The sequence below is a fragment of the Rhodanobacter sp. PCA2 genome, from assembly GCF_013620825.1.
In the GTDB taxonomy this organism is placed as follows: domain Bacteria; phylum Pseudomonadota; class Gammaproteobacteria; order Xanthomonadales; family Rhodanobacteraceae; genus Rhodanobacter_A.
Genome location: NZ_NJIC01000022.1, coordinates 3,542 through 19,532 on the forward strand (window position 1 = coordinate 3,542; position 15,991 = coordinate 19,532).

Annotated in this window: 15 protein-coding genes; 9 read left to right on the forward strand and 6 right to left on the reverse strand. The window is 68.1% G+C overall.

Going from position 1 to position 15,991, the window contains the following annotated elements:
- Positions 1–28 precede the first annotated feature (28 nt).
- From rpsO to gyrA, 7 genes are all read left to right on the forward strand, one after another.
- Positions 29–268: a 30S ribosomal protein S15 gene (rpsO, locus tag PCA_RS09645; protein ID WP_181302416.1), complete on the forward strand. Its 240-nt coding sequence runs from the start codon at positions 29–31 to the stop codon at positions 266–268.
- A 138-nt stretch (positions 269–406) separates the two neighbouring features.
- Positions 407–2,503 carry a polyribonucleotide nucleotidyltransferase gene (pnp, locus tag PCA_RS09650; protein WP_181302402.1) on the forward strand — a complete coding sequence of 699 codons (2,097 nt, stop codon included), beginning with the start codon at positions 407–409 and terminating at the stop codon, positions 2,501–2,503.
- A gap of 187 nt (positions 2,504–2,690) precedes the next feature.
- Positions 2,691–3,746, forward strand: coding sequence for a poly(R)-hydroxyalkanoic acid synthase subunit PhaE (locus tag PCA_RS09655; protein ID WP_181302403.1), 1,056 nt, complete (start codon positions 2,691–2,693; stop codon positions 3,744–3,746).
- 15 nt (positions 3,747–3,761) lie between these two features.
- Entirely contained in the window at positions 3,762–4,829 is a 1,068-nt protein-coding gene (gene phaC / locus PCA_RS09660) for a class III poly(R)-hydroxyalkanoic acid synthase subunit PhaC (RefSeq protein ID WP_181302404.1), read from the forward strand.
- A 22-nt stretch (positions 4,830–4,851) separates the two neighbouring features.
- Positions 4,852–5,037 (forward strand): PspC domain-containing protein, encoded by a 186-nt coding sequence (locus tag PCA_RS09665; protein ID WP_181302405.1) that lies wholly within the window; start codon positions 4,852–4,854, stop codon positions 5,035–5,037.
- Between the two features lie 31 nt (positions 5,038–5,068).
- Complete coding sequence (gene mtnA / locus PCA_RS09670; RefSeq protein ID WP_181302406.1) at positions 5,069–6,082, forward strand: S-methyl-5-thioribose-1-phosphate isomerase; 1,014 nt, start codon at positions 5,069–5,071, stop codon at positions 6,080–6,082.
- 213 nt (positions 6,083–6,295) lie between these two features.
- Positions 6,296–8,905 (forward strand): DNA gyrase subunit A, encoded by a 2,610-nt coding sequence (gene gyrA / locus PCA_RS09675; protein ID WP_181302407.1) that lies wholly within the window; start codon positions 6,296–6,298, stop codon positions 8,903–8,905.
- 95 nt (positions 8,906–9,000) lie between these two features.
- Here gyrA and PCA_RS09680 read toward each other — a convergent pair whose 3' ends face one another.
- The gene (locus tag PCA_RS09680) at positions 9,001–9,486 is read right to left on the reverse strand and encodes a peroxiredoxin (protein WP_181302408.1); all 486 of its coding nucleotides are present in this window, start codon (positions 9,484–9,486) and stop codon (positions 9,001–9,003) included.
- A gap of 138 nt (positions 9,487–9,624) precedes the next feature.
- Between PCA_RS09680 and PCA_RS09685 the strand changes: the two genes are divergently transcribed.
- Both PCA_RS09685 and PCA_RS09690 read left to right on the forward strand, forming a co-directional pair.
- Positions 9,625–10,068 (forward strand): Hsp20/alpha crystallin family protein, encoded by a 444-nt coding sequence (locus tag PCA_RS09685; RefSeq protein ID WP_181302409.1) that lies wholly within the window; start codon positions 9,625–9,627, stop codon positions 10,066–10,068.
- A gap of 86 nt (positions 10,069–10,154) precedes the next feature.
- A complete protein-coding gene (locus tag PCA_RS09690; RefSeq protein WP_181302410.1) occupies positions 10,155–11,063 on the forward strand; it encodes a J domain-containing protein in 909 nt (302 codons plus the stop codon).
- Between the two features lie 119 nt (positions 11,064–11,182).
- Here PCA_RS09690 and pilH read toward each other — a convergent pair whose 3' ends face one another.
- The 5 genes from pilH to odhB all read right to left on the reverse strand — a co-directional run.
- Complete coding sequence (pilH, locus tag PCA_RS09695) at positions 11,183–11,548, reverse strand: twitching motility response regulator PilH (protein WP_181302411.1); 366 nt, start codon at positions 11,546–11,548, stop codon at positions 11,183–11,185.
- 71 nt (positions 11,549–11,619) lie between these two features.
- Complete coding sequence (locus tag PCA_RS09700; RefSeq protein ID WP_181302412.1) at positions 11,620–12,615, reverse strand: oxidoreductase; 996 nt, start codon at positions 12,613–12,615, stop codon at positions 11,620–11,622.
- 12 nt (positions 12,616–12,627) lie between these two features.
- Positions 12,628–13,224 (reverse strand): TIGR00730 family Rossman fold protein, encoded by a 597-nt coding sequence (locus tag PCA_RS09705; protein WP_181302413.1) that lies wholly within the window; start codon positions 13,222–13,224, stop codon positions 12,628–12,630.
- A 244-nt stretch (positions 13,225–13,468) separates the two neighbouring features.
- Positions 13,469–14,893 (reverse strand): dihydrolipoyl dehydrogenase, encoded by a 1,425-nt coding sequence (gene lpdA, locus PCA_RS09710; RefSeq protein ID WP_181302414.1) that lies wholly within the window; start codon positions 14,891–14,893, stop codon positions 13,469–13,471.
- A gap of 165 nt (positions 14,894–15,058) precedes the next feature.
- The coding region (gene odhB / locus PCA_RS09715; protein WP_181302415.1) for a 2-oxoglutarate dehydrogenase complex dihydrolipoyllysine-residue succinyltransferase at positions 15,059–15,991 on the reverse strand (933 nt) is incomplete at its 5' end.

Sequence of the window (15,991 nt, forward strand, 5' to 3'; positions counted from 1 at the left end):
GTCTCTTACCGCAGAACAGACCGGCAAGATCATCACCGATTTCGGCCGCGTGCCGAACGACACCGGTTCCACCGAAGTGCAGGTGGCGCTGCTGTCCGCCCGCATCGATCACCTCACCGATCACTTCAAGTCGCACAAGCAGGACCATCATTCCCGCCGCGGCCTGCTGAAGCTGGTGAACCGCCGCAAGAGCCTGCTCGCCTACCTCAAGGACCGCGACCTGGCCCGCTACCAGAGCCTGATCGAGCGTCTCGGCCTCCGTCGTTGATTTCTGCGTATGTCCTGAACGCGACGATCGAGGGAAGGCCATCCGTGGCCGCTCCCCTCGATTCGCGCGTTCTCCCATGAACGCGAAGATCAGGAAGCGGCCATCCACGGCCGCACTCTCAAAAATCGGGAAATCAACATGGCGAAAGTAACCAAGTCATTCCAGTACGGTAATCATGAAGTCACGCTGGAGACGGGCGAAATCGCCCGCCAGGCATCCGGTGCGGTCATGGTCAGCATGGGCGGCACCGTGGTGCTGGTCACCGCCGTGGCCGCGGCCAAGGCGAAGGAAGGTCAGGACTTCTTCCCGCTCACCGTGGACTACGTCGAGAAGTTCTACTCCGCCGGCCGCATCCCGGGCGGTTTCTTCAAGCGCGAAGGCCGTCCGACCGAGAAGGAGACGCTGACCTCGCGCCTGATCGATCGTCCGGTGCGCCCGCTGTTCCCGGAAGACTTCAAGAACGAAGTCCAGGTGATCGCCCAGGTCGTCTCGCTCAATCCGGAGATCGACGGCGACATTCCGGCGCTGATCGGCGCCTCCGCCGCGCTCAGCCTCGCCGGCATCCCGTTCAAGGGTCCGATCGGCGCCGCCCGCGTCGGCTACGTCAATGGCCAGTACGTGCTCAACCCCACCACCACCGAACTGGCCGGCTCCAAGCTGGACCTGGTCGTCGCCGGTACCGCCGGCGCGGTGCTGATGGTGGAATCCGAGGCCGAGCTGCTGTCCGAGGACGTGATGCTGGGCGCCGTGGTGTTCGGCCACCAGCAGATGCAGGTCGCGATCCGCGCGATCGCCGAGCTGGCCACCGAGGCCAGCCGTCCGTCGCTGGACTGGCAGCCGCCGGCGCGCAACGAGTCGCTGGTCGCCGCGGTCAAGGGCGCGGTCGGCGACAAGCTGGAGGGCGCCTTCAAGGTGCGCGACAAGCTGCAGCGCCGCGACGCGATCGCCGCGATCAAGGCCGACGTGCTGGAGTCGCTGAAGTCCGACGCCGAGGCCAAGGGCTGGGACAAGGCCGAGCTCGCGAAGGAATTCGCCGAACTCGAGTACCACACGCTGCGCGACAGCGTGCTGAAGACCAAGGTGCGCATCGACGGCCGCCAGCTCGACGACGTGCGCGCCATCACCGCCCGCGTGGGCGTGCTGCCGCGCACCCACGGCTCGGCGCTGTTCACCCGCGGCGAGACGCAGGCGCTGGTCGTCGTCACGCTGGGCACCACGCGCGACGCGCAGATCATCGACGCGCCGGCCGGCGAGTCGAAGGATCCGTTCCTGTTCCACTACAACTTCCCGCCGTTCTCGGTGGGCGAGGCCGGCCGCTTCGGCGCGCCGAAGCGTCGCGAGATCGGCCACGGCCGCCTCGCCAAGCGCGGCGTGCAGGCGGTGAAGCCCGCCATCGAGGAATTCCCCTACGTGCTGCGCGTGGTCTCGGAAATCACCGAGTCCAACGGCTCCTCGTCGATGGCTTCGGTGTGCGGTTCCTCGCTGGCGATGATGGATGCCGGCGTGCCGCTGAAGGCGCCGGTGGCCGGCATCGCGATGGGCCTGGTGAAGGAAGGCGACGACTTCGTCGTGCTGTCCGACATCCTGGGCGACGAGGACCACCTCGGCGACATGGACTTCAAGGTGGCCGGTTCCTCCGAAGGCATCAGCGCCCTGCAGATGGACATCAAGATCGACGGCATCACCGAGGAGATCATGAAGGTGGCGCTGGCCCAGGCCAAGCGCGGCCGCCTGCACATCCTCGGCGAGATGGCCAAGGCGCTCAGCACCGCGCGCACCGAGATGAGCGAGTACGCGCCGCGCCTGATCACCATCAAGATCCACCCGGACAAGATCCGCGAGGTCATCGGCAAGGGCGGCGCCACCATCCGCTCGATCACCGAGGAGACCGGCGCCACCATCGACATCAACGACGACGGCACCGTGATCATCGCCTCGGTCAACCGCGACGCGGGCGAGGCGGCGAAGAAGCGCATCGAGCAGATCGTCTCCGACGTCGAGCCGGGCCGCATCTACGAGGGCAAGGTCGCCAAGCTGATGGACTTCGGCGCGTTCGTCACCATCATGCCGGGCAAGGACGGCCTGGTGCACGTGTCGCAGATCTCCAACGAGCGCGTCGAGAAGGTCTCCGACAAGCTCAAGGAAGGCGATATCGTCAAGGTCAAGGTGCTGGAAGTGGACAAGCAGGGCCGCATCCGCCTGTCCATGAAGGCGGTGGCTGAAGGCGAGGGCTGATCGGCCGCTGACGTATCCTTCACGCAACGCGAACGAGGCCCGGCCATGCCGGGCCTCGTTCGTTTCCGGAGCATGGAACCGGCGAAGGTCGTTCGATTCCTGCGGTCGCAAACGGGCGCGACGATTTTCGGCGTTTCTTGCAACACGCTTTTGCTAGGATGCAGGGGCCGTCGAACGAGGATGCGCAATGAACGGACAGGCAGGCGATTTCATCAAGGATTGGCAGGTACTGGCCCAGCAGTCCTGGGATGCGTGGATGCGCCAGGTGCAGCCACCGGCGGCCGCATCGCCGGCGTCCGCTTTCGGCAGCGACACGCTGGAGCGCACGCTGGCCGGGCTCAAGGGCTGCTTCGACTGGATGCAGGGCGTGGCCGGCGCCAGCGCCAGCCAGCCCGGCACGGACTGGCAGAGCCTGCTGCGCACCTGGGCCGGTTCCGCGAACCAGCCGTTCACCCAGGCCTTCAACGGCATCGATAACGCTGCCGCGCGGGGCTTCGTCCAGCAGTGGCAGGCCTGGCTGCAATCGGTGCAGACCAGCGGCTTCGCCATGCCGGGCGCGACGGGCGGCCCGATACCGTCGTTCGGCCTCAATCGCGAACAGGCGATGCAGCAGCAGGAGCTCGCGGCCGCGATCCAGGCGGCGCTGGAGGCCAGCGGCCGCTACCAGGCGCTGATCCAGCGGGCGAACACGCAGGGGCTGGAACGCCTGCAGGCGAAGCTGACCCAGCCCGACCCGTCCAGCCCGCCGCTGGAGTCGCTGAAGGCGCTGTACGACCTGTGGGTGGACGTCGCCGAAGAGGCGTACGCCGAGGTGGCGCTGTCCGACGAATTCCGCACCGCCTACGGCGAGATGGTCAACACCCAGATGCGCGTGCGCCAGATGCAGCAGCGCCTGACCGGGCAGCTGTATCGCGAGCTGGGCCTGCCCACCCGCGAGGAAGTCTCGTCGCTGGGCGAGCGCCTGCAGCAGCTGCGCCGCGACCTGCGCAAGCAGGCGGCCGGCGACGCCGGCGAGGAGATTCTCGCGCTGCGCCGCGAAGTGGCGGCGTTGAAGCGCGAGCTGGCCGCACTGGGCGCCAAGCCGGTGGCCGCGGCCGCGACCAGACCGAAGCCGGTGGCCAAGCCCGCTCCGCGGCCGGCCGCGAAGCCGAAACCCGCGGCCAAGCGCAGCTCGGCCAGCACGAAGAAGGCACCGGCGCGAAGCAAGCCGGCGCTGCCCGTCACCCGTTCGCGCAAGCGCTGATCCAAGGAGTGCCCCATGGATATCCCACTCCACCTCGATCCCGCCCGGCTGATGCAGGAGATCGCCACGTTCCAGCGCAAGCTCAGCGCCGGCATGGGCCAGTTGCGCCGCATGAGCGAACCCGGCTACGCGAACACGCCCCGTGAACTGGTGTACGCCGAGGACAAGCTGAAGCTGTGGCACATGCAGGGCGACCGCGCGCCCACCGCGCGGACGCCCACGCTGATCGTCTACGCGCTGGTCAACACGGTGTGGATGACCGACCTGCAGCCGGACCGCTCGATGGTGCGCAACCTGCTGGCGCAGGGCGAGGATGTCTACCTCATCGACTGGGGCTACCCCGACGGCGCCGACCGCTGGCTGACCCTGGACGACTACCTCAACGGCTACCTCGACCGCTGCGTGGACGCGGTGCGCGAGCGCCACGGGCTGGACGCGATCAACCTGCTCGGCATCTGCCAGGGCGGCGCGTTCTCGCTGTGCTACGGCGCGATGCATCCGGACAAGGTGAAGAACCTCATCACCATGGTCACGCCGGTGGACTTCCAGACGCCGGACAACATGCTCTCGCACTGGTGCCGCCTGATGGACGTGGACCTGTTCGTGGACACGCTGGGCAACGTGCCGGCGATGCTGATGAACTGGGTCTACCTCACGCTGAAGCCGGTGCGGCTGAACCAGCAGAAGTACCTGGGCCTGGTCGACATCCTCGACCAGCCGGTGGAACTGGAGAATTTCCTGCGCATGGAGCGCTGGATCTTCGATTCGCCCGACCAGGCCGGCGAGGCGTTCCGCCAGTTCATCAAGGACTTCTACCAGGGCAACAAGCTGGTGAAGGGCGGCCTGGTCATCGGTGGCCGCGAGGTCGATCTGGGCATGCTCAGCCAGCCGGTGCTCAACATCTACGCCCAGCAGGACCATCTGGTGCCGCCCGACGCATCGCGTGCCCTGGGCCGCAGGGTGGGAACCACCGACTACACCGAACTCGCGTTCAAGGGCGGCCACATCGGCATCTACGTCTCCAGCCGTGCGCAACGCGAAGTGCCGCCGGCGATCCACCAGTGGCTGCGCGCGCGCGACTGAACCTTCACCACGGGATGCCAGCATGGAAAAACGTCTTTGCCGTTCCCGCCAGAATCGCATGCTCGCCGGCGTCTGCGGCGGCATCGCCGAGTATCTGGGCTGGGATCCGACCATGGTGCGGCTGCTGTGGATCGTCCTCACCCTGCTGGGCGGCTCGGGCATCCTGATCTACCTGGTCCTGTGGCTGGTGATGCCGGAATCGCCCTGAGTCTCTTCCGTTTCACGACACGAACATTCCGATGGATTACGACCGTTACGACCGCGTCCGCGCCGTGCAATGGCGCGGCGACCACCTCCGCTTGCTCGACCAGCGCCTGCTGCCGCAGGAGGAGCGCTGGATCGATTGCCGCAGCGCCGCCGCGGTGACGCAGGCGATCAGGGACCTCGCCGTGCGCGGCGCGCCGGCCATCGGCATCGCCGCTGCCTGGGGCGTGGTGCTGGCCGCGCAGCAGGGCATCGCGCTGGATGATGCGCTGGCGACATTGCGCGCGGCGCGGCCCACCGCGGTGAACCTGATGTGGGCGCTGGACCGCATGAAGGCGCGCATCGCTGCAGGCGCGGATGCGCAGGCGCTGGAGCGCGAGGCGCAGGCGATCCAGGACGAGGACCTCGCCGCGAACCGCCACATGGGCGAGCTGGGCGCCGCACTGATCGCGCCGGGCTCCGGCGTGCTCACCCATTGCAACACCGGCTCGCTGGCCACCGCCGGCTTCGGCACCGCGCTGGGCGTGATCCGCGCCGGCGTGGCGCAGGGGCGCATCGAACGCGTGTTCGCGGGCGAGACGCGGCCTTGGCAGCAGGGCGCCCGGCTCACCATGTATGAACTGGTGCGCGACGGCATTCCCGCGCAGCTGATCGCCGACTCGGCGGCGGCGCACCTGATGAAGTCGGGTGCGGTGCAGTGGGTGATCGTGGGCGCCGACCGCATCGCCGCGAACGGCGACACCGCGAACAAGATCGGCACCTACCAGCTCGCCATCGCCGCGAAGCATCACAGCGTGAAGTTCATGGTGGCGGCGCCATCCTCCACGGTGGACATGGCCACCGCCTCGGGCGATGCGATCGAGATCGAATTGCGCGATTCCGCCGAGCTTTTGAGCATTGGCGGCCGACGCGTGGTGGTCGAGGGCGCCCAGGCCTGGAACCCGGTGTTCGACGTCACGCCGGCCAGCCTGATCGACGCCATCGTCACCGAGCGTGGCGTGATCGAGCGGCCGGACACGACCGCGATGAAGGCGCTGTTCGGCGCCTGAGAATCGGCTCTTCCGCACGCTGCTGCAGGCGGCTCCCGCAGTCGCCTGCCGCGGTTGCGCGATTCCTGTGCAAAATATTGAAATACAAGGTTTAAATTTGACCTTTCGCAGGACGCGAATGGGTCGTTCGTGTTACACTTGATGGGTTGATTTTCAGGCGCCGGCAGCCCTGGCGCGACGCTGTTCCTCCTCGTTCACCAGGGAAGCCCATTGATGGCAGAACTCGCCAAAGAAATCATTCGCGTCAACATTGAAGACGAGATGCGCCAGAGCTATCTCGACTACGCGATGAGCGTGATCGTGGGCCGCGCGCTGCCGGACGTGCGCGATGGCCTGAAGCCGGTGCACCGCCGCGTGCTGTTCGCGATGAACGAGCTGGGCAACGCCTGGAACAAGCCTTACAAGAAGTCGGCCCGCGTGGTCGGCGACGTGATCGGTAAGTACCACCCGCACGGCGATGCGTCCGTCTACGACGCGATCGTGCGCATGGCGCAGCCGTTCTCGCTGCGCTACATGCTGGTCGACGGCCAGGGCAACTTCGGCTCGGTCGACGGCGACAACGCGGCGGCGATGCGTTACACCGAGGTGCGCATGGCGCGCCTCACGCACGAGCTGCTCGCCGACATCGACAAGGAAACCGTCGACTTCGGCCCGAACTACGACGAGAGCGAGCACGAGCCGCTGGTGCTGCCCACCCGCGTGCCGAACCTGCTGGTGAACGGTTCGGCCGGCATCGCGGTGGGCATGGCCACCAACGTGCCGCCGCACAACCTCAACGAGGTCGTCGCCGCCACCATCGCGCTGATCGACGAGCCGACGTTGTCGATCGCCGACCTGATGCACTACATCCCCGGCCCGGATTTCCCCACCGCCGGCATCATCAACGGCTCGTCCGGCATCGTCGAGGCCTACCGCACCGGCCGCGGCCGCATCCTGGTGCGCGCCAAGACCGAGATCGAGACGGAAAGCAACGGCCGCGAGACCATCCTCGTCCACGAGCTGCCGTACCAGGTGAACAAGGCGCGGCTGATCGAGAAGATCGCCGAGCTGGTCAAGGAAAAGAAGCTCGAAGGCATCAGCGAGCTGCGCGACGAGTCCGACAAGGACGGCATGCGCATCGTCATCGAGATCCGCAAGGACGCGATGGCCGACGTGGTGCTCAACAACCTGTTCCAGCAGACCCAGCTGCAGGTGACGTTCGGCATCAACATGGTGGCGCTGCTGGACGGACAGCCGCGGCTGCTGAACCTCAAGGACATCCTCGAGGCCTTCATCCGCCACCGCCGCGAGGTGGTGACCCGCCGCACCATCTTCGAACTGCGCAAGGCGCGCGCCCGCGCGCACATCCTGGAAGGCCTCACCGTCGCGCTCGCCAACATCGACGAGATGATCGAGCTGATCAAGACCTCCGCCTCGCCGCAGGAAGCGCGCGAACGCATGCTGGCGCGCAAGTGGCAGCCGGGCATGGTCGGCGCGCTGCTCGGCGCCGCCGGCGCCGAGGCGTCGCGGCCGGAGGACATGGACCCGCGCGACGGTCTCAAGGCCGAGGGCTACCAGCTCTCCGAGGTGCAGGCGCAGGAAATCCTCGCCATGCGCCTGCACCGCCTCACCGGTCTGGAGCAGGAGAAGCTGTCCGACGAATACCGCGAGATCCTGGAAACGATCCGCGGCCTGATCGAGATCCTGGAAAACCCGGAACGCCTGCTCGCGGTGATCCGCGAGGAGCTGGAATCCGTCAAGAACGAATTCGGCGACGCGCGCCGCACCGAGATCCAGCATTCGCAGGAAGATCTCGACGTGCTCGACCTGATCGCGCCGGAAGACATGGTGGTGACGCTGTCGCACACCGGCTACATCAAGCGCCAGCCGGCCAGCGCGTACCGCGCGCAACGCCGCGGCGGCAAGGGCCGCTCGGCCTCCGCGCTGAAGGACGAGGACGTGGTCGAGCAGCTGTGGGTGGTGAACACCCACGACACCCTGCTCACCTTCACCAGCACCGGCCGCGTGTACTGGCTCAAGGTCTACCAGATGCCGGAAGCGGGCCCCGGCGCGCGCGGCAAGCCGATCATCAACCTGCTGCCGCTGGCCGCGGGCGAGAAGGTGCAGGCGGTGCTGCCGGTGCGCGAGTACGGCGAGGACCGCTACGTGTTCTTCGCCACGAAGTGCGGCACGGTGAAGAAGACGCCGCTCACCGAGTTCGCGTTCCAGCTGCAGAAGGGCAAGCTGGCGATCAAGCTGGACGAGGGCGACGCCCTCGTCAACGTGGAACTCACCGACGGCAACAGCGACGTGCTGCTGTTCGCCTCCAACGGCAAGACGGTGCGCTTCGACGAGAACACCGTGCGCTCCATGGGCCGCACCGCCACCGGCGTGCGCGGCATGCGCCTGGCCGAGGGCGAGGAAGTGGTCTCGCTGATCGTGGCGGCCGAGGGCGACATCCTCACCGCCACCGCACGCGGCTACGGCAAGCGCACCGCGCTGGACGAGTTCCCGAAGAAGGGGCGCGGCACCCAGGGCGTGATCGGCATCCAGTGTTCCGAACGCAACGGCGGGCTGGTCGCCGCGGTGCAGGTCACCGAGGCGCACGAGCTGATGCTGATCTCCAACCAGGGCACCCTGGTGCGCACACGCGTGGCGGAAGTCTCACAGCTCAGCCGCAATACCCAGGGCGTCACCCTGATCCGCCTGCCGGTCGATGAGTCGCTGGTCAGCGTGGTGCGGCTGGAAGCCGAGGAGGACAACGGCGAGGAAGGCGCAGCGCCTGCCGACGGCCTGCCGCCCGACGGCGACAGCACGGCGGAAACGGGCGCGGACGAAGCCTGATTTCCGGTCTTCACGTCGTTTGCATCGCGAAAAGCCCCGGTCAGGCCGGGGCTTTTCGCATCCGGAACATGCGGCGACCGGCTCCAGGCCTGCGCTCAGTCGCCCAGCACAGCCAGCATCGCCTCCGCGCTGGAGACGCGAAACTCGCCCGGCGCTTCCACGTGCAGCTGGCGCACCACGCCGTCGTCCGCGTACAGCGCGAAGCGGCGCGCGCGCAGGCCCATGCCATAGGCGTCGCCGTCCAGTTCCAGGCCCAGCGCGCGGGTGAAGCCGGCGCTGCCGTCGGCCAGCAGCAGCAGGCCGGACGGCACCTGCTGGGCGGCGGCCCAGGCCTGCATCACGTAGGCGTCGTTCACGGCGAGGCAGTACACCGCGACGCCGCGCGCGCGGAACGCTTCGTGCTGCCGCACGTAACCGGGCAGGTGCTTTTCCGAACAGGTCGGGGTGAAGGCGCCGGGCACCGCGAACAGCACGGCCTTGCGGCCGGCGAACAGCGCGCCGGTACGGGCAGCCTCGATGCGGCCGTCCACGACGACCTTGATCTCGACGTCGGGCAGCGACTGGCCGATCCGGATGCTCATGGCGGTTTCCCTGAAGGAATGGCAACCCGCGGATGCTAGCCGCTGCCGGCTGCCGTTGTCGCCTTGAATCGCCGAACGGCGCACCTATCTCTGCACTCAGGCGGCGGCGTGCCGCAATCCATCTTGAGGAGTTTCCAGATGAGCATGAATCATCATGTGATGTGGGGCCTGCCGCGCGACGCGCAGGTGTGGCGGCATGCGTTCGGCCGTCCTGTGGAGTCCGGCGAAGGCGCCACGGCCGATGCTTCGGCATGGGCGCCGCGCGTGGACATCCGCGAGGAAGGCGAGCGCTTCGTGATCCGCGCCGATGTTCCCGGCGTCGATCCCGCGGCGATCGAAGTGAACATGGACCGGAACGTGCTGTCGATCAGCGGCGATCGGGCAGCCGAGGCTGCCGACGCATCCGCTCGTTTCTCCCGCCAGGAACGTGCGCACGGCCCGTTCCACCGCCGCTTCGTGCTGCCCGACAGCGTCGATGCCGAGCACATCACCGCGAGCAACCGGCACGGCGTGCTGGAGATCGTGGTGCCGAAGAAGGCCGAGAGCGCGCCCCGGCGCATCGTGATCGATACGGCGCACTGATCCTCCAGCGGCTTGCGGTAGCGGCCTGCGACGGACGATGATCCGTCGCAGGCCGCTTGGCGTCGAGGCGACCAGAGGGAGTGGCGGTGGAATTCAAAGATTATTACGAGATCCTGGGCGTGAAGCCCGAGGCCAGCGAGGCGGAGATCAAGACCGCCTACCGCAAGCTGGCGCGCAAGTACCACCCGGACAAGAACAAGGAAGCCGGCGCCGAGGAGAAATTCAAGGCCGCGAACGAGGCGCAGGAAGTGCTGCTGGATGCCGAGAAGCGCCGCGCCTACGACCAGTTGCGCGCGGGCGGCTACCGCGGCGGCGAGCAGTTCCGGCCGCCGCCGGGCTGGGGGCAGGGGCAGGGCCAGTCCCGCGATTTCGGCGGCGACGACAGCGATTTCAGCGACTTCTTCGAGAGCCTGTTCGGCCGCGGCGCGGCTGCGCACGGCCAGCGCGGCCAGCCGCGCGCACGGCGCGGGCAGGACGTGCAGGCGCGGGTGGAGGTGGACCTGCAGACCGCGTTCGACGGCGGCCGCACCCGGCTGGCCTTGCACGACGGGCGCGGCGAGGAGCGCGTGCTGGAAGTGAAGATTCCCGCCGGCATCCAGCCGGGGCAGGTGATCCGGCTGGCGGGGCAGGGCCATCCCGGCAGCCCCGGCGCGCCCAAGGGCGACCTGCTGCTGGAAGTGGGCATACGCGACGACGCGCGCTTCAAGCTGGACGGCCACAACGTGCTGCACGTGCTGCCGGTCAGCCCGTGGGAAGCCGCGCTGGGCGCCACGCTGCCCGTGCCGACCCTGGCCGGCACGGTGGAACTGCGCATTCCGGCCGGCTCGCAGTCGGGACGCAAGCTGCGCCTGAAGGGGCGCGGCATGCCGGGTGCGCATCCGGGCGACCAGCTGGTGGAGCTGTCGATACGCGTGCCCGCGGCGGCGAGCGACGAACAGCGTGCCGCCTACGAGGCGCTGCGCGCGGAGTTCGCGGATTACGATCCGCGCCGGTAACGCCCCCGGCCTCCGGTTGAGGGTCCGGGGCAGGCGCAGGAAGCATCGATGGGCGGCCGTGTCCGCAGACGAGAACGGCGCCCATGGGCGCCGTTCCTCGTTGCCGTGGAGGCTGGCGGTCAGGCCGGCAGCAGGTCCTTCAGCGTGGCCACCAGTTCATCTTCCCGGATCGGCTTGGTGACGTAGGCGCGCGCGCCCTGGCGCATGCCCCACACCTTGTCGGTTTCCTGGTCCTTGGTGGTCACCAGCACCACCGGGATGTGCGAGGTGGTGGCGTCCTTGCTGATCGTGCGGGTGGCCTGGAAGCCGTTGAGGTTGGGCATCACCACGTCCATCAGGATCAGGTCGGGGATCTCGCGCTTGGCGACCTCGACGCCGGCCGCGCCATCCTCGGCGGTGAGGGCCTCGTGCCCCAGCTTCTCGACGATGCGTTTCAGCCCCAGCAGTTGCGAGGGCGAGTCGTCGACGATAAGGATGCGTGCCATAAGTGTGGGTGTCCCCTGGTTGTTTTGGTGGATTCTAAGCCTCTGCCGCGGTGCTTCCAAGCCGCGTCGGCTCAGTCCTGGGCGACGCGCACCACGGTTCGGCCGAAGGAATCCCCGGCCAGCATGCGGGCGAACACGTCCGGAAGGTCGTCCAGCGTCGCCTCGCGGGTGGCAATGCGTTCCAGGTGCCGCGGCTTCCAGTCGCCGGCCAGGTGCTGCCATACGCGTTCGCGCACCGGGCGGGCGGTGCCGGCCGAGGCCACGCCCAGCAGGTTCACGCCGCGGATGATGAACGGCATCACCGTGCTGTCGAAGGCGATGCCGCCTGCGTTGCCGCAGATCGCCACGTTGCCGTAGGGTGCGATCAGCGGCAGCAGGCCGGCCAGCATCGCGCCGCCCACGTTGTCCAGCGCGCCGCCGAAGCGGACCGAATCCATCGGCTTGCCGCTGAACGCGAGCGCGTGGCGGTCGATGCATTCGGCCGCGCCCAGCGAACGCAGGAAATCGAAATGCGCGGCCTTGCCGCTGATCGCGTGCACCGCGTAGCCGGCGCGGCTGAAGATGTCGATGGCGAGCTGGCCCACGCCGCCGCTGGCGCCGGTGACGGCGATCGGACCCAGCGCGGGCGTCTGGCCGTTGTCGAGCATGTGCACCAGCGCCAGCGCGGCGGTGAAGCCGGCGGTGCCGAGGATCATGCTCTCGCGCAGCGACAGGCCCTGCGGCAGCGGGATGGTCCAGCGCGCATCCAGCCGGGCGTACTCCGAGTAGCCGCCATCGCGGGTTTCGGACAGGCCGCTGCCGGTGCACAGCACCGCATCGCCTTCCCTGAACGCGGGGTCGGTGGAGGCGGCCACGTGCCCGGCCAGGTCGATGCCGCCGTTGAGCGGGTACTGGCGCAGGATCCTGCCCTTGCCGGTACCGGCCAGCGCGTCCTTGTAGTTGACCGAGGAGTAGGCGACCTTGACCAGCACTTCGCCGGGCGTCAGCGCGTCGGCGCCGATCTGCTCGATGCCGGCGCGATAACCCGCGTCGTCGTTGTGGATGCGGAACGCGCGGAAGTTGCTCATGGCTGTCTCCGGTCAGGCCTTGATGCTGGACGGGCCGATCACGCGGGCGGCGTTGCCGCCATCGTAATGCGCCATCCAGTCGAACAGCGCGGGGATGGAGTCGCCGAACCACAGGCTGTCGCGCTGGCCGGCCTGCACGAACGCCTCGTCCACCATGTGGTCCATCAGCGTGCGCAGGTCGCGGTAGTAGCCGCGCACGTCGAGGAAGGCGCAGGGGTAGCGGTGCAGGCCGAGCTGGGCCCAGGTCAGCATCTCGAACATCTCGTCCATGGTGCCGAAGCCGCCGGGCAGGGCGACGAACGCGTCGGACAGCTCGTACATGCGCGTCTTGCGCTGGTGCATGGTGTCCACCACCACCAGATCGGTGAGCCCCTTGTGCGCCACCTCGCGTTCCACCAGCTGGCGCGGGATCACGCCCACGGCCTTGCCGCCGCCGGCCAGCACCGCGTCGGCGACCACGCCCATCAGGCCCACGTTGCCGCCGCCGTAGACCAGCGCGATGCCGCGCCGGGCCATCTCGGCGCCGAACGCGCGCGCCTGTTCGGCGTATTCGGGATGCCGGCCGGTGCTGGAGCCGCAGTAGACGCAGAGGGAGGTGGGCTGTGGCATGTGGAGGGGCTCGCTTTTCGCTGGTCGTTCCGGCATGTACCGGAATTCGGTTTCAACAGATCGTGCGTGGCGCGCGAATGATCTTGCGTCCTGCGGACGGGAGCCTGGACTGGGTCCCGGCTTTCGCCGGAATGACGGCGGGGGGAGATTCCGGATGGTTCAAATGGCGCGGCCCGCCCATGTCACCACGAGCGGGCCGTTGGATCCCGGGTCGATCATCGCCCGGGATGAGCGCGTCCTGCGCTCAGTTGCCCTTGTGGATGGCGCGCTTGTCCACCGACAGCGCCGCCTCGTGCACGGCTTCCGACAGCGTCGGGTGGGCGTGGACGATGCGGGCGAGGTCTTCGGAGGAGCCCTTGAACTCCATCGCCACCACGCACTCGGCGATCAGCTCGGACACGCCCGGGCCAACCATGTGCACGCCGAGGATGCGGTCGGTGTCGGCGTGGGCGAGCATCTTCACCTGGCCCACGGCTTCGTTCATCGCCACGGCGCGGCCGATAGCGGCGAACGGGAAGGTGCCGACCTTGTACGGCACGCCTTCGTCCTTGAGCTGCTTCTCGGTCTTGCCGGCCCAGGCCACTTCCGGCTCGGTGTAGATCACGAAGGGCACGGTGTCGTAGTTGGCGTGGCCGGCCTTGCCGGCGATCCACTCGGCCACCGCCACGCCTTCCTCGGAACCCTTGTGCGCCAGCATCGGGCCGCGCACCGCGTCGCCGATCGCCCACACGCCGTCCACGCCGGTGTGGCAGTGCTCGTCCACCACGATGCGGCCGCGCTCGTCCAGCTTCACGCCGGTGTCGTCGGCCAGCAGGCCGGCGCTGTAGGCGCGGCGGCCCACGGCCACCAGCAGCTTGTCGACCACCAGTTGCTGCTCGCCGCTCTTGTCGGTGTAGGTGAGGTGCACGCCGTCCTTCTTCACCTCGGCCTTGTTGAGCTTGGCATCGAGCTTGATGTCCAGGCCCTGCTTGGCGAATTCCTTCGCGGCGAGCTTGGCGATGTCCGCGTCGGCCACCGAGAGGAAATCGGGCAGCGCCTCGATGATGGTGACTTCGGAGCCCATGCGGCGCCACACGCTGCCGAGTTCCAGGCCGATCACGCCGGCGCCGATCACGCCCAGGCGCTTCGGCACTTCGGCGAAGTCCAGCGCGCCGGCGTTGTCGACGATGTTCTTGCCGTCGAACTTGGCGAACGGCAGCTCGATCGGCACCGAGCCCGAGGCGAGGATCACGTTGGTGGCGCTGATCGTCTGCTTGCTGCCGTCCTGCGCGGCGATCTCGACCTGGTTGCCCTTCAGCAGCTTGCCGGTGCCGAAGTACGGCGTGACCTTGTTCGCCTTGAACAGCTGGGCGATGCCGCCGGTGAACTGCTTGACGATCTTGTCCTTGCGGCCGATGAAGGTGCCCATGTCGACCTTGGCGTCCTTCACGCTGATGCCGTGCACCGGCAGGTTGTGCGCGATGTTCCAGTACTGGCGCGAGGAATCCAGCAGCGCCTTGGACGGGATGCAGCCCACGTTGAGGCAGGTGCCGCCCAGCGCCTGCTTGCCGTCCTTGCCGGTGAAGGCATCCACGCACGCGGTCTTCAGGCCCAGCTGCGCGGCGCGGATCGCGGCCACATAGCCGGCCGGGCCGGCGCCGATGACGATGACGTCGAATTGTTCGCTCATTTCAGTCGCTCACTGCGGGATTCGGGATTGGGGATTCGGGATTCGCCAAGACATGTCCTGGCGAGCCCGAACTTCGCTGGAATCCGGGAGGGGGCAAGGATTCGCAAGGGCGCAAGGCGCCGCTTTGCCGAATCCCGTCTCCCGAATCCCGGCATGTCGCCGGCCTTACAGGCCCAGCAGCATGCGCTGCGGATTTTCCAGCTGGTTCTTGATGTCGACCAGGAACAGCACCGCGTCCTTGCCGTCGATGATGCGGTGGTCGTAGCTGATCGCGATGTACATCATCGGCGCGGCGATCACCTGGCCGTTCTCGACGACGGCGCGCTCCTTGATCGTGTGCATGCCGAGGATGGCGCTCTGCGGCGGGTTGACGATGGGCGTGGAGAGCAGCGAACCGAAGGTGCCGCCGTTGGTGATGGTGAACGTGCCGCCCTGCAGGTCTTCCAGCGTGAGCTTGCCGTCGCGCGCCTTCTTCGCGTACTCGCCGATCGCCTTCTCGATGTCGGCGAAGCCCATGTTCTCGGCGTTGCGCAGCACCGGGGTGACCAGGCCCTTGTCGGTGGACACCGCGATGGAGACGTCCTGGTAGCCGTGGTAGACGACGTCGTTGCCGTCCACCGAGGCGTTGACGATGGGATGGCGCTTCAGCGCCTCGACCGTGGCCTTGACGAAGAAGCTCATGAAGCCGAGCTTGACGCCGTGTTCCTTCTGGAACTGCTCGCCGAGTTCCTTGCGCATCTTGCTGACCGCGGCCAGGTTCACTTCGTTGAACGAGGTGAGCATGGCGATCGAGTTCTTCGACTGCATCAGGCGCTCGGCGATCTTGGCGCGCATGCGGGTCATCGGCACGCGCTCTTCCGGACGCGCGCCCGGCGTGGGCTTCGCTGCCGGCGCGGCGGCCGCAGCCGCGGCGGGACGCGCACCGGCGTTGACCACGTCTTCCTTGATGATGCGGCCGTCGCGGCCGGTGCCGGCGATGGCGGAGGTGTCGACCTTGTTCTCGGTGGCGACGCGCTGGGCGGCGGGCGACAGCTCGGCGGCGGCGGCCTTCGGCGCGGCGGGAGCCGGAGCCGGAGCCGCGGCAGCGGGGGCCGGAGC